The sequence below is a fragment of the Marivita sp. genome, from assembly GCF_051251565.1.
GTDB lineage: Bacteria > Pseudomonadota > Alphaproteobacteria > Rhodobacterales > Rhodobacteraceae > Marivita.
The window spans coordinates 13,305-27,439 of the sequence record NZ_JBPOFB010000025.1 but is presented as its reverse complement, the minus strand read 5'-3'; the positions used below and the strand labels follow the sequence as shown (position 1 = coordinate 27,439).

14 protein-coding genes and 1 pseudogene are annotated in these 14,135 nt (G+C 58.8%); 12 read left to right on the top strand and 3 right to left on the bottom strand.

The window, feature by feature from the left end:
• Positions 1-109: 109 nt before the first annotated feature.
• The 3 genes from repC to ACSHXH_RS17775 all read right to left on the bottom strand — a co-directional run bounded on the left by repC (position 110) and on the right by ACSHXH_RS17775 (position 2,509).
• Positions 110-1,261 carry a replication initiation protein RepC gene (repC, locus tag ACSHXH_RS17785; protein WP_435673144.1) on the bottom strand — a complete coding sequence of 384 codons (1,152 nt, stop codon included), beginning with the start codon at positions 1,259-1,261 and terminating at the stop codon, positions 110-112.
• A 236-nt stretch (positions 1,262-1,497) separates the two neighbouring features.
• On the bottom strand, positions 1,498-1,920 hold the full coding sequence (locus tag ACSHXH_RS17780; protein ID WP_435673143.1) for a hypothetical protein: 423 nt from the start codon (positions 1,918-1,920) through the stop codon (positions 1,498-1,500).
• A 319-nt stretch (positions 1,921-2,239) separates the two neighbouring features.
• Positions 2,240-2,509 carry a hypothetical protein gene (locus ACSHXH_RS17775; RefSeq protein ID WP_435673142.1) on the bottom strand — a complete coding sequence of 90 codons (270 nt, stop codon included), beginning with the start codon at positions 2,507-2,509 and terminating at the stop codon, positions 2,240-2,242.
• A gap of 783 nt (positions 2,510-3,292) precedes the next feature.
• Here ACSHXH_RS17775 and ACSHXH_RS17770 point away from each other — a divergent pair.
• The 12 genes and pseudogenes from ACSHXH_RS17770 to virB11 form a co-directional block, all read left to right on the top strand.
• A pseudogene (locus ACSHXH_RS17770) lies at positions 3,293-3,679 on the top strand (lytic transglycosylase domain-containing protein); the annotation flags it as partial.
• Entirely contained in the window at positions 3,676-3,960 is a 285-nt protein-coding gene (locus ACSHXH_RS17765; RefSeq protein ID WP_037239483.1) for a TrbC/VirB2 family protein, read from the top strand. The pseudogene ACSHXH_RS17770 and the gene ACSHXH_RS17765, both read left to right, overlap by 4 nt.
• A gap of 23 nt (positions 3,961-3,983) precedes the next feature.
• Positions 3,984-4,259 carry a type IV secretion system protein VirB3 gene (locus tag ACSHXH_RS17760; protein WP_435673141.1) on the top strand — a complete coding sequence of 92 codons (276 nt, stop codon included), beginning with the start codon at positions 3,984-3,986 and terminating at the stop codon, positions 4,257-4,259.
• Entirely contained in the window at positions 4,249-6,618 is a 2,370-nt protein-coding gene (locus ACSHXH_RS17755; RefSeq protein ID WP_435673140.1) for a type IV secretion system protein B4, read from the top strand. Before ACSHXH_RS17760 ends, ACSHXH_RS17755 begins: the two co-directional genes overlap by 11 nt.
• Positions 6,619-6,783: 165 nt before the next feature.
• The gene (locus ACSHXH_RS17750) at positions 6,784-7,872 is read left to right on the top strand and encodes a lytic transglycosylase domain-containing protein (protein WP_435673139.1); all 1,089 of its coding nucleotides are present in this window, start codon (positions 6,784-6,786) and stop codon (positions 7,870-7,872) included.
• The gene (locus tag ACSHXH_RS17745) at positions 7,862-8,671 is read left to right on the top strand and encodes a type IV secretion system protein (protein WP_435673138.1); all 810 of its coding nucleotides are present in this window, start codon (positions 7,862-7,864) and stop codon (positions 8,669-8,671) included. The genes ACSHXH_RS17750 and ACSHXH_RS17745 overlap by 11 nt, the downstream gene beginning before the upstream one ends.
• A gap of 3 nt (positions 8,672-8,674) precedes the next feature.
• Positions 8,675-9,163: a hypothetical protein gene (locus ACSHXH_RS17740; protein ID WP_435673137.1), complete on the top strand. Its 489-nt coding sequence runs from the start codon at positions 8,675-8,677 to the stop codon at positions 9,161-9,163.
• A gap of 2 nt (positions 9,164-9,165) precedes the next feature.
• A complete protein-coding gene (locus ACSHXH_RS17735) occupies positions 9,166-10,167 on the top strand; it encodes a type IV secretion system protein (RefSeq protein ID WP_435673136.1) in 1,002 nt (333 codons plus the stop codon).
• Between the two features lie 2 nt (positions 10,168-10,169).
• Complete coding sequence (locus ACSHXH_RS17730) at positions 10,170-10,814, top strand: virB8 family protein (protein WP_089423509.1); 645 nt, start codon at positions 10,170-10,172, stop codon at positions 10,812-10,814.
• Between the two features lie 3 nt (positions 10,815-10,817).
• Entirely contained in the window at positions 10,818-11,549 is a 732-nt protein-coding gene (locus tag ACSHXH_RS17725; protein WP_435673135.1) for a TrbG/VirB9 family P-type conjugative transfer protein, read from the top strand.
• Between the two features lie 2 nt (positions 11,550-11,551).
• Complete coding sequence (locus tag ACSHXH_RS17720; RefSeq protein WP_435673134.1) at positions 11,552-13,009, top strand: TrbI/VirB10 family protein; 1,458 nt, start codon at positions 11,552-11,554, stop codon at positions 13,007-13,009.
• A 110-nt stretch (positions 13,010-13,119) separates the two neighbouring features.
• Entirely contained in the window at positions 13,120-14,115 is a 996-nt protein-coding gene (virB11, locus tag ACSHXH_RS17715) for a P-type DNA transfer ATPase VirB11 (protein WP_435673133.1), read from the top strand.
• Positions 14,116-14,135 lie beyond the last annotated feature (20 nt).

Below are 14,135 nucleotides of genomic sequence, written 5' to 3'. Positions count from 1 at the left end.
GAGAGCAAGTTGATGGAAATACGCAACCGATTGGAGTAAAAGACAATATCAGAACTTTGCGCTTCAGCGTGAGTTCATATTTGGCAAGTTCAGTTGCAGGTTGGAAACTCTACCTCACCCCATTGCGCCGTTTTTGCAGAGTCGCAACGCTTGCATCAAAGTCCAGCCTTCCTGCCTTAGCTCGACGGATCAGTTCGCGCATTAAGCCGCCAGGATTGCGAACTGGATAACTCGGGTGATCTCGCTGCGCATCAACCAATAGTAGGCAAAAAGCCAACCCGTGGTCGCCCAAGGTGCTCTGGCCCTCGTGCCAAACTGAAGTATGGATATCGAGCATCGGCAGCAACGCCCAGGCCGCCTCGATGATGTCGCGCTCTTTGAGAGGTCGGTTTTGATCTCGGCTCGCGTCAAGCATCATGCGTAGGCCGTCGCCAGCAATGCGATATAGATTCTCTGGCGTCAGAGCGGGTGGCGCGGGGCAGGGAATTGATGATGGCGATTCACTCTGTGCGATTTCCGCGTATCTTCCAGATTTATCCACAGCGGGTGGCGTCTTTACAGTTTGAGTTTCTTCTCTGGTGTTCTGTGTAAAGGGCCGGAAGTTTTCCGCTGGTTGGTCGGAAGAAAGCCCACGTTTTCCAAGCCAGTCGTCAAGGCTGTTGCACAAATCGGAACTGGCCTTCAAATGGGCGTTGAGCCGCTCCAGACCGAGACGGCTTAACGCATCGCTGCGTGGCCATTCATCGAAACTGGCCAGAATCTTGGCGATCTCAGGATCGTTGATAGCCGAGGAGGGCAGGGCGGCGATACACCGTTTCATGTGACGCAAACGAAGGGACCGAAGATCTTTCAAAGCGCGCAAATGCCTCCGTTCAGCACGGAGCCGATCGCGAAGGGCTATGAACTCTTCCAGTCGCGCGATCAGCGGAGTCAGTATCAAGCCTAGGCCAGCACGACCATAGCGGGCCCCATTCGCCGCGACACGTTTCACGATCAGCCCAAGCTTGGCCAGCGCGGCCTCATCCGTTCGCAACTGGCGCGACGTCTTGCCAAGTTCGACCGCTGCGAGATCTTGCGCGCCAAAAAACACCGGTTCACGATGGGGAGAGGTCCAGTCGGATGCGCGGGTGCGCCCGATGATGTAGTTCAGAACTGCGAGGCGCGCCGGGCGCAGGCCTATATGCGGGGCAACCTCTGAAATTAGTGCCATAACAGCACCCTTGGTCCAGCCTTCCGGCAGGGTGAGATGGGTTTGGATCACGTTCAATGTCTAGTCCTTGTGAATTGGGACAAGGCTGCAACAGGGCATCCGTGTCCCAGCGAGCGACACGTTTTTTCATTGCCTTGACTGTCGGGACTGCTAGAACGAGATCACAGTTTGATTTGATCGGACGGAACGCCAATTCCGTTGTTCTTTGAGCCCCTCGCTTGGTTGCCGCCTTGCGGGGGTTTCGCTTTTTTGGGAAATGCTCCTCCTTGCGTCTGAGAGCGACAGGATCAGTAATTGACCTGTTCGAAACCGTAGCGACCCTGATGGTCATTCCAGTCTACAAAAACAGCGCGAATAGAGATCTCCGGACAATGTTCGCCGTAGCGCTCTTCGCCTCGAAACGCCAAAGGCAACGCACCCAGCGAGCTTGCGCGCCAATTATACTGCCCGATCTCGTCATAAGTGCCGTGACGGACAAAATCTGTGCGGTTGCATTCGCCTTTGTCGGATTCACTCTGGCGTATTGAGACCTGAAAGACATCGATCGAGCGGATGAAATCAAAACTTGGGCCGCTTATGTCGATGTCAGCGCCGCCACCGACAGCTTGGGTGCGATGGAGTGTTTCTGACTCAGGATGTAGGCTGAACGACATGTCCGTCTGAACGCTGGCCAGGTTGTACAAACGTTGCGCTGGGTCTGGGGGGTTCATGGCAGCGCGCATGGGGCAACGCCAGATCTGAAGCGGTGGCTCAATTGGCCAAGGCGTAATGCGACGGATGAATTCCGCGCGAGCACGGGCGCAAGGCACAGATGACGGCCAACCTCCGGCAAGGCACAAGAGGATTGCGCAATCGATTTGGTAGCCTTGTGCGACAACCTGTTGGGGGCCAAGCGGCACAAGGCCAATCGCGATCATCGCGGCGGTTGACAGGGCCCGTCTCACGAAACGCCCCTGCGGCTAAGCCATTGGCGTGTAATAGGATTTATGTTAATTATGTCATAATTGCTGACATATTCTTCGCATCGTTTCATTGGAACATCTCCTGGTAAGCGTCAAGCACAAAACGGACTTCTACCTGCGCGGAAGCTGATGCTGCGGCGAGGCAATTCAGATAGGTTTGCGCCTCATCGAAGTAGGTGTTGAACTCGGCTCTGATGTCGTCGCCGTACTCGTTCAGGAGCGCAGGCGAGGCCGCCAGCTCCGGCCGCAACGGCAACACGCAGTCCACCGCCAGCGTCTCGGCGTTTGCTGGGATCGCTAGGGCGATGAATGTGCTACATGCCAGCAACCGCGACATCTGGTGGTCTCCCGAAAATCTGGGGGCGAATCGTGTGTCGGACCTAGCACTGAAAAAATATCTCAATCAATCAAAAGATATCTATTGACCATCTAAAGTGTTTTCCGCTACGTCGCAGCATATCTTGTGACATGCACTGTTTGAAGCGGTGCAAAAGCAGGTTACTTCCGTAGGAACTTCTTTCCTTCGGAGGCAAAATGGCAGGAACAAAATACCCCGTGATCCTAACATCGCACATGCAAGAGGCGATCGAGGGAGGGGCATGGATCGAGGTGGAATGCGTTGAAGCCCCGGAAAAGGGCGGCAATACGCATAGGGGTGGCTGGACGGTTTTCGTCTGCTCCAATGACGGTCAAGACGGTGTGCACCGGTCGGTCTATGTGACCAACCGGGATCTGAAACCACGCGTCTTCAAGACCGCAGCAGGGCTCATGAGCTTCTGCCTGGAGCTCGACGCAATGGTATTCAGCTGCCCTCTCCGAGAAGGTGAGAGAGGCACGTGGGAGTTTGAGACAACAAGGTATCCTACCAGCGGCTAGCCTCGTTCTCTGGGGCCTTTCAGGCCCTTCCACTCATGCACAATCCGTTATCGATCTCGATGCTCCAGACCGTGTTGGTCGACTGACCAGCAGCGTTCTCGACTTCGCCAGGCCTCAGCCCGACCAAAGCGACGTTGTCACACGATCTAAGGTTGCCCCTCTTAATTCACAACGCCTTTTCCCGTCTCGGGTCCCATCGGGTCGCCCAGAAATCGAGACTATGATCCTTGATGTGGGGTCGGTCTACGTGGACCACCCGGCCCTGCGCAGGGCCGGGATGTCCTCTCGCGACTGGCTCGCATTCTTTCGCGCCAACATCGCAATTGAAAGCGCATTCGATCCAAGCGCGCGGTCGCATGTCGGCGCAATCGGGCTTGGGCAGTTGATGCCGGACACTGCACGCGTGCTTGGCATCGATCCGCATGATCCTGAGCAAAACCTGCATGGATCCGCCCGCTACTTGCTGACACAACTTGATCGTTTCGGCACGCCGCAGCTTGCGCTCGCGGCCTACAACGCCGGCCCCGAAGCCGTGGCGCGCCATGGCGGTATTCCCACCTACCGCGAAACCCAAGGCCATGTCCGCAAGGTCATGGCCGTCTATGCCCAATCCATCGGAGACCAGATATGAAACGCATCGACTATACCCGGGCGGCATTGGCCGCGTTGCTGATAGTGGCCGCAGCACCGGCGCTCGCACAGGACCTTAGCCCGGTCTCTGACATGATCGACAACATCATCGACGCGGTGACGGGTCCGATCGGTCGTGGCCTCGGCGTGCTCGCTCTCGTGGGATCCGGTGTCATGATGTTTTTCGGGCGCCTCAACTGGCCGATCTTCGTCGCCGTTTTTGTCGGCGTGGTGCTTATCTTTTCGGCCGAGACCATCATCGACGGCTTTGCGGCTCCTTGATCTGACAGGCTGCAGAGACCTCCATGCGCGACACACCACTCTTTCTGGGGCTGACCAAGCCGCCGCGGATATTCGGCCTCCCGATCGGATATTTCGTGGCGCTGGTTTTCGCATCTGTGATCCCTTTCATTCTGGTTGACGACATGCGGTTCCTGCTGGTGTTCCTCGCGGGCTACGCACCGCTTTGGCTGGTTGCAGACCGCAATCCACATTTGTTTCAGATTTTGAACGTGGTGATGTCGTGCACACCGCGAACGAGTGTGCGATCCGGTGATGGGGGCGATCTCTATGTCGCGTGAGTTTCGGGGATTGATTGCCAGCAAAGCTGTTCGGGATGCACTTGGAGACAAGGTTTTGAAAGCCGAGCGTCTTGGGCGGCACCTACCTTACATCGCCGCAGTACGAGACAATGTCATCCTGACTCGGCAGGGTGATCTGATGGCGTCTGTCACGCTCGGCGGGATCGACAGCTTCACCAGCAATGACACCCGGATCGATGAGATCAGTGAAGGCTTTGCCCGGATCGTCAGTCAGTTGGGCGAGCGTTTCGGTTTCCACATCAACAAGGTATCACGCCCGGACGTCGTGGACCTTGCAGCGCCTGACGGTATGCCTTTTGCAAATGCGGTAGACGCGGCGTGGCAGAGAAGCCTGCGCGCACGTGACCTGAAAGCCCGCACATTGATCCTGACAGTGTTGATGCGGCCGTCGATGCCGCAGGCATTCTCGAAGATTCTGGGCGCCCTTGGCAGCGGCCGAGGTTTCCAGAAAGACATCGATACCCGAATTGTTGCCCTGGAAGAGGCCATGACGCTGCTCATGGCGATGTATTCCGACGCAGGTGCAGCGCGCCTGACAGTCTCGAGCGGGGACTGGCTTGCAGTGTTGGCCGCGGTTCACGGACAGAACTACGGCAGGATCATCGCGGCGCCCGGGCAGCTGTTGGCTGACACGATGAGCAATTTCGACGTCAGCTTTCAAGGCAAAACCATGCAGCTGGAGAGCGGCGGCAGCGCACGATACGGCGCGATTTTCGGGATAAAATCCTATCCCAGTCGCACCTGGCCAACCATGCTTGACGCGCTGGAACTGCCCTATGACATCACGATCACCAACTCTTTTACGCCGCGGCGCGCCAATGAGATGGTTGAGCGCATTCAACGCACGTTCCGCCAGAGGGGTGCTTCTGAGGATGCTGGTGTCAGCCTGACAGAGCAATTGATCGAAGCCGCCGACGCCGTGGCATCCGGCCGGTCAACCTTTGGGACACATCATGCCTCCGTGCAGGTCTTCTGTGACAGCGCCGAGGAACTGGAACAGGCAGCTTCCGAGATCTGGCGGGCTGGGCAAGAGACTGGTGCCGTTTTGGTAAGGGAATCCTGGGCTGCAAAGGCGCTCTATTTCGCACAAGCGCCCGGAAACTGGACCTACCGGATCCGTGACGGGATCGTTTCGTCGCACAATTTCGCGGAACTGGCGGCGTTTCACAAGACAAGGCCAGGACGCGGACCTGAGGCCAGCCCATGGGGCAAGACGATCACGGCCTTCCCGACCGTGACCTCCAGCCTTTACCGGTTCAACTTTCACGAAGCGGGGCGCCGGACCGATGAGCCAAGCGTCGGACACACGCTTGTTCTGGGCCGCACCGGTTCCGGCAAGACACTCGGCACGGCCTTTCTCATGGCGCAGGCCCGCAGAGTGGGTGCGCGGGTCATCGTTTTCGACAAGGATCAGGGGTTGGAGATGGCGATCCGCGCTTTGGGTGGCAGTTACAGCGAAATCAAGGTGGGCCAGCCCACCGGCTTTAACCCGATGACCACGGAGACCGATGCGCGGGGGGCCGCCTGGCTGACAGATTGGCTCGGCGACATTCTGGCCCGCCACCGTCCATTTGAGACGGTCCAGACCGCAGCACTGAACGAGGCGGTTCGTCAGATTGCCGCTGCGGAGCCGGGCCTTAGAACCTTTGACGGTTTGGCAAGCCTCGTGGCTTCTACCGATGATGACGGCGACCTGGTGTCCCGCGTGCGGGAATGGACAGAAGCCGGCCGGTACGGTTGGCTTTTCTCAAGGCCCAGTGCCCAGTCGATTGCCATTGGCGAGGATGTCCTTGGTCTCGACATGACCGAACTTCTGGACCAGGACGCAGAACGCTCCGCCCTCCTCGCCTATCTCTTCCGCCGTATCGAGCGCGTCATCGAGGATCGCAGACCAACGATCATTGTGATCGACGAGGCGTGGAAGATGTTGGCTGACGATATCTTCGTCAAGCGCCTCCATGACTGGCTGGTTACCATGCGCAAGCGCAACTGCGTGGTGATGATGTTGACCCAGACACCGGGCCATCTGGACCAAAGTTCGGTCGGCCAGATCATCGCGGAAAGTGTGGCAACCCAGATCCTGTTTCCCAATCCACGGGCAAATCCGGAGGATTACAGCATCCTGCGCCTGAACGCGCGCGAGGCGGATTTTCTTTCCAGCCCGACAGCCGGATTGCGGCTGGCATTGATCCGTTCCGGTGCCGACAGCGTGTTCGTCAATACCGATCTCGCAGGCTTGGGCGGTCTGGTTACTGTTCTTGGTGGCGGCAAGACCGGCGAGGAAAAGGCGCCTGCCAATTGGCGCAAGAAAGATGAATTCTGGAAGGACATGATGTGAAAGCACGATTTTTTCTGTTGGTCGCCATAACGGCCCTGAGCGCTTGCGAAGGTGCATCAACAGGCGTGCGATCGCCCTGTTTTGAGCGGCCCGCGATGGCGTTCTCCGCCCCTGCTCCCGACCTTGTTTCACGGAATGCGCATTGTGATTTCCAGAGCTTCTAGAATGGCAGTTCCGTTGGTCTTGGGTCTTGGCTCACTTGCCTCCGCGCAGGGCGTGCCAGTGATCGATGGCTCCAACCTTGCCCGCGCTGTGTCTCGCGTCGAAGAGCTCGCACGCGACGCCTTGCGGCAGGGCCAGAAGCGCGACGCCCGCCAGGAACAAGCGGATATCTATCATGAGCAGCTTGAAGCCTATGAGCGTTTCCTGGCGGAGACCACCGGTGTCACCGACCTGAGTGGGTTCGAGGCTGGTGGGCCCGGCTGGTCGAGCGCTGCCGAGACCTACCCAGTTCAGGAAAATCATCCTGATGCCGATCGCCTCTTCGGTGAGCCAAGCGACGTGGAGCGCATGATCATCACGGTGGCGCGGCGCTATGAAGGTCATCCCGGTGTTGCGGCCGCCGGACTTACGCCACTGACATGGCGTATCCTGTTTCAGTCACTGATCAAGCAGGAAAGTCGTTTCAACAATGCAGCCGTCTCCCCCGTGGGTGCGCGCGGTTTTTGCCAGCTCATGCCGGGCACAGCATCGGATCTCGGTGTGAACCCGTATGATCCTTGGGAAAACCTGGACGGTGGCGCACGCTACATTCTCACGCAACTGAACCGCTTCGGTCGGATCGATCACGCTCTGGCGGCCTATAATGCAGGTCCTGGCCGTGTTCTCGAGTATGGTGGTGTGCCTCCTTTCGAGGAAACCCAGACCTACGTCCGGCGCATCAACGGCTATTACAACGACTATCTTGGCACCATCACCGGCGTCGACATGACAGGGTCACTGGCGGGCTTCGATGGTGCCTCGGCCGCCTGGGGCAACTGGGCGGATGCCTCGGTCGGCTATGGCGCCTACATGGGCACCCAGATCGATCAGGCCATGACGAGGATCGCGGCGCTTTTGCGTGAAGATCCGCCCGGTAACGCAAAAGAGGCGCTGGACCGCTCCACCTATATGCTTGCTGAACGGGCGCGGCTCATCGCGCTGACGCTGCGTCTGCGCGCGACCCACGTGAAAGTCGAAGCGGCACAAGGTTTGACCGAGGCCGCCGATCACCTAGAGCAATCCACTTTCTGGAGGTATTCCGATGAGGGCTGACACCCGCATTGCCGCAATTATTGTCGCGGGCACACTCATGGCGGCCCACCTGCCTCCTGCCTTCGCTCAAGGTGTGCCTGTGATCGATGGATCGAACCTCGCGCAGAATATCGAGCAGCTGCAGGCCGCGCTGCGCGATGCGGAAAACCAGCTCCAGCAAATCGAGGAATTGCGCACCCAGATCGAGCGCCTCACTGATATTCAGGGCCTTCTTGATGACGTCCTGGGTTCAATTACCGGCCTGAATGAAATCGCAGCCCTCTACAACGATGTGGAGGACCTGCGTGCCCGCGCCCAGAAGATCACCGATCTATCGGGTTTCATGGACAACCTGTCACTCGGGGATTTTGACAGCCTGCTGGACGATCTGCTCGATGGCGACGTCACCATGGGTGAGCGCCGCGCCGCAGATGCCATGCGCGAGACCATGGCCAGTGCGGGGTTCACCTCAGAAAAACTCACCGAGCTGAACGACGTCGGGAACCCACAAGGCGCTGCCATAGCCGATCTGGCGGCCGCCAATGCCATGGTTATCGGGCAAGCCCAAATTTCCTACGAGGAAGCCGCCCAGAGCATCGAGCGTATCGATGGGCTAGTGGAAGCGATTGGCGATCAGGAAACGCTCAAGGAATCGATCGATCTCAACACGCGTATGGCCGCGGAGACGAATTACATGCTGGGCCAGATGTGGCGCCTGAATGCCGCCCAAGGCTTGGCGCAAGGTCAAAACGGCATTGATTTCGCGGCCGAGCAGGCGCGCACACGCTCCTTCTTTGATTTCTCCGGCGCCGAGGACTGACCCTTGAATACATCACTCAAAGCAGTTGCAGTTTTTACCGCCCTAACAGGCAGTGCCTGGGCTGAAGACTTGCAAGACCTGCCCGACGATACGTTGCTCGGGGGGGTCGTCACTGCCACCGAAAATGGGGAAGAAGAACGCCTCCTCGATCTGATGCGCGAGGTACAGGCAAGAGGGCTCTTGATGTTCCCGAAGCCGCAAACCTGCACCTTCAGCTATCCGGACACTGAGTTTTTCGGCAACGAGATTTTTCGAGGAGCGGTTCGGTGGGGCTTCGGCACAGACCTGAGAGAGCTTGCAATGTCGCAGGGCTTCTGCGGCTGCATCTATGATCTCGGGTCGCTCGATGCGTTTACGCAGGAACGGATTGGCAAAGCGGCGCAGGATGCAATTACCAGCGATTTCAGCGTCTTTCGCAAATACCGTCGCAGCGATTGGTCAGATGTAAACGAGCGCTATCAGAACTTCCAATTGGAGCGGTGTGGTAGTTAAGGATGGCCATAATCGCTGAGGTTCTGGCATTGGTAGATGCCACTGTCGCGGGCGTGGCAGCTGACACGTATGCTGATACGGTTGCCGCAGTACGCCCGGTTGTACAGACCGCATCTGTGTTGGTGGTCGTTCTTGTAGGCGCAAATGTGGGTCTGCAAGCCGTGCCGCTCTCGGTTTCCACAATCGTGTCGGTAGGGCTGCGCATTGTGCTGGTCAATGTGTTTTTGATCTACGCAAACCTTTCTGTTCCGTACGATGCGCTGACAAATGCTCCTGCCGAACTTGGTGCAGGTATTCTCAACTCCCTCTCAGGTGGTGATGTCACAAACCTTTATGACGGCATAGACGGTCTCTACTCCCAAGCCCTGAATGTCGGGCAGGCGATCAGCCAGAATGGAGGCTGGCTGGCCGGTGCCATGACCAGCGTGGTCATGTTTCTTGTGGCCGCCGCCATGGCGACGATCACCATCATCGTTCTGTCGGCCGCCAAGATCATGTTGGCGGTATTGATCGCCATCGCACCTGTAGTCGTGGCTTGCACATTATTCAAACAATCGGCGCCGCTGTTCGAGGCATGGGTCAAACTCGCCATCGGTTTTTCCTTTGTGCCGCTGTTAGTGGCTGCCATGGCTGGCTTCACCATAGCGACGGGTGAAGCTGTCGCACCTGATAGCCTCGACAGCGTCGAAACACTCGGGGACGCGATTTCGTTCGTCGTGGTGATGATGATCGGCGCCGGCCTGATGTTGCTCGTGCCAACTTTCGCGCAAGGGCTTGCCGCCACGAACATCGGCCTCGCCTCGATCGGTGCAAATGCCGCGCGGATGCCCGGGAACGCGTGGCGCAATACCGGTGCCGCGATCCGGGGCGGCGATGACATGCGACGGGGCTTCAACGCAGGACTTCAGGGACAGGGCGTCTCCGACCGATCGTCCAGCGCGGCCCGTGCCGGGAGCTATGCGGGCGGCGCGGTCAAGCTCGCCGGAAAGATGAAGAAGGGATAGTCATGAGTGATTTCGATATCGATTTGGTGATGGGTCCGCGCCGGGCAGCGCGCGCCGCATGGATCGTTGCGGGCTGTTCCTGCGCCGTATCCGTGCTGTTGGCCCTGACCATTACGGTTATGTTGCCCCTGCGCGAAACCGAAGTGTTTACGGTCCTCGTCGACAGCACGTCGGGTGCAGCAGAACGCATCTATCAGGTTCAGCCGACCGGTATCACCGATGAGGAAGCGATCAAGGAATCCTTGCTTGTCAGCTATATCAGCGACCGCGAAAGCTATTTCAGGAACGGCATTCAGGAACGGCTCGAAAGTGTCCAGCGGCGCTCTAGCGGGCCAGCGCGCGCCTCGCTGATAGAACTCTGGACCACGGGGTCCGAGAATTATCCACCGCGCAGCTATGGCGCGAATGCGCAGGTCGATGTCCGCGTGCGGGCGATCACCTTCCTGCAAGACGAAGTGGCCCAGATCCGGTTCGACAAACGCCTCACCCGACCCAACCAGACCCCCGTCACGCAAACATTCATCGCCACCGTAGGGTTTGAATTTGCCCCCCGCCGCGAACGCTCCCTGACACGCGTTTGGGAAAATCCCCTTGGCTTCTCGGTGACCGCTTACCGGGTCGATGCCGAAACATTGACACGAGAATAATTCATGAAAACCTTTATAATTGCCATCGCAACGGTCGGCGGGTTGCTCGGAACCCCCGCCTTGGCGGAGCGCGCACCGGTCACCATGGGTCAGGACGCCCGCGTTCGCCACGTGACCTTCAACCCTACGGATGTGATCCGGATCGACACCCACCTTCGGGTAAACACATCAATCGAACTCGGTCCTGGCGAACGGATCAATCAAGTCCTGATCGGTGACTCCGCGTCCTATGAAGTGGAGGTTCTGTCAAACCGCAATACGATCTCGATCAAGCCTGTCGAGGCACGGGCCGCGACAAACCTGACGATTTTTACCAACCGCCGCGCTGTCGCCTTCTATCTGACAGAGGGACGCTCGCGGACACAATCTTTCCGGGTCGTCGTAAACTTTCCCGACGAGCGCCCCGCCGGGCGCCAGCTTGCGGCTGGAGGCCGAGATACCGGCTATCAGTTCGCGGGCAGCGGTGCGATCCGCCCGGTGCGGGTCTGGAATGATGGGCGCTCGACCTTCTTTGAATTCCGGTCCGGCGTGCGGCCTTCGATCTTCGGCTTGAACGCCCAAGGCTACGAGATCACCCAGAACAGCCAGACGCAAGGTGCGGTCGTGCGGGTCACCGGCGTGCGGGACGCCTACACCATCCGCAAGGGCGACGATCATATCTGCATTACCCGTGAGACTGGTGGGTTCACGACCGAGGCTGGTGCCGTGGCCGCCCTGCGTGGACGGGAGTTCTGATCATGAGCAACGAGAAAACCGGGGAAAAGGAATACAGCTTCGCACCCAAGCGGCGCGCATCTCTCGGGCTCAGGCTTGGTTTGAGTGCATTGCTTGTGGCAGGGACCGCCATCATTGCCTACCCGCTTGTGCAAGGCAGCGGCATCACTTCTGCCGTTGAAACATCGAAAGCCGACGACTTTCAGGATCAAGTTGACGGTGACGGGTTTGGCCGCATGACAGCCGACGCTGAACCGACCGAACAAAGATCAGAGCCGAGGTTCGATCCCGGACCAATCGAGGATGAACTCGCGGCGCAGCGCCAAGCTCTCGAGGAACAGAACGCCAAGCTTGCGAGCGACGTGGTCGCCCTACAAGCCCAGTTGGCAAGACTGGCCGAGGCCCCTGCCCCCGACAATTCCGCCGAGCTGGCCGAAGCGCTGCGTTCGGTCCAGGAACAGAACACGGCGCTCATCGCCCAGATGCAAAGCGAGATGGACACCCGATTGGCAGAAGCCGATCTTGAAGCGCAAAAGCGTATCGCCGATGAGGTTGCCGCACGCGCGCGTGTTGCCGATGGCCGGATGGAGCAGTTGATGGAGCAAATGCTCGGACTGCAGCGCCAGAACGACGCCCTGCAACAGCAGATCGATGACGGTATGAATGATGCTCTACGCGCGCAAACCGAGCGGGATCAACTCGCAGCGGAGGAAGCCGCGCAACGGGCTGAACTGGACCGTCGGCGTGCCGAGGCGGCGGCGCTGCGCAACACACAAATCCGGTCCGAAGGGGTGATCTTTGATGCGGGCGGCCAGACGGGCAGTCCGGCATCTGACCCTGAGAGGGGACCTGCGGTCGGAGATGCAGCGGCGCGCGCCTTCGTGTTGGACGGTGCCCAGCCCGTTCAAGTCGCGACAGCGCAGGTTATCGCCAATCCTTCCAATACGGTGCTGCAGGGCACGCTCATTCAAGCGTCACTGGAAACCGCCATCGAATCCACATTGCCCGGACAGATTACCGCCATCGTGAACTACCCGGTCTGGAGTTTCGATCAGTCCCGCGTTCTCATTCCCGAAGGCTCCCGCCTCTTCGGGACGTACAATTCGAACGTCTCTTTGGGCCAGGCCCGCATTCTGGTTGGCTGGTCACGCATCGTCACACCCGAGGGGCAATCGGTTCAGCTCGCCGCATTTGGCGCGGACGATCAGGGCCGCTCGGGCGTGACGGGCTCCGTGAACTCCCGCTTTGGGCTGCGCTTTGGCACAGCCGCATTGCTCTCGATCATCGGCGCAGGACCGGCAATCGCCGCATCCGAGGCCAGCTCCGAGACCAGATCAGAAATTGCCGAGGATGTCGCGGGCAGTTTTTCGCAGGCCACAGATGCGGTGATTGGCGAATATGCCACCCTGCCTCCGGTTATCTCGGTCCAGCCGGGTGCTGCGATCAGTGTGATCGTCGACCGTGATCTCGAGTTCTATTAAGTGCTTTTCGGATTCGACAAAATAATCATGTGCCGAAACACGCGTTCGACCGAAGGGAGAGGCCGCGTGTCTCAAAGCAACACAAACCTGAAACGCACAGGCGGCCAGCCATGAACCCGGCGGCAGAAAAAACCAGTTTTCTTTCGACCTATCTTAAACCGCTGGCTGCACCACTCTCCGATCCCGGCGTGGTCGAGATCGCCATTAATCCCGATGGAAAGGTCTGGCTGGAAACCCGGGGGGCTGAGCATATGGTTGGCCTCGAAGGTGTGTTTTTCTCCCCTTCCCAAGCTCGGGACCTTGCAACATCCATTGCCAGCGCCACCCACGGACAGATCAGCGAGAAAAAGCCACTCGTCTCCGGCAAGATCGAGATGAACGGCAAGCCGATCCGGGCACAGGTCGTCTATCCACCGGTCGTGGATGGCGGGCCCTCGATCACTTTGCGCCGCTATAGTGAAGACCAACTCACCTTGGGCGACATCGGTCTGCTGCACGGTGCATTGATAGACTTGGATGCCGAACGACAGGCAAAAGCCGAACGGGTGATCGCACTGACCGAGGCGGGGGATATTCGAGCCGCCATGAAACTCTGCATCGACGAGCGGTTGAACATCATGATCAGTGGCGGGACGTCCACGGGCAAAACGACTTTTGCCCGGGCACTTCTCGCGCTGGTGACCGAGACGGAGCGTATCGTGACCATCGAGGACGCATTCGAGCTCTTTCCTCCGCAGCCCAATCACGCGATGCTCAAGGCTGACCGTATCCCCTCAAGTGAACGCACGGCGGCCAAATTGCTGGAGACCTCTTTGCGCATGCGTCCTGACCGGATCATTCTTGGCGAATTGCGCGGCGATGAGTGCAAGACCTTCCTCGACGCGATCAACACCGGCCATTCAGGCTCTTTCACCACAATTCACGCCGATACCGCGCAGAAGGCGCTCGACCGCCTTGCCCTCATGGTCATGTCCGTCGGCATCAATATGAGTTTTGAGGAGGTAAGGCGCTATGCCGCGTCCAGCATCGATGTCGTGGTGCAGCTTGGTCGGAAGGACGGGAGACGCGGGGTCGAACAGGTGTGGGTGCCAAACAGCTCAGGTTAAGCAGTCACCTTGGATTGAAC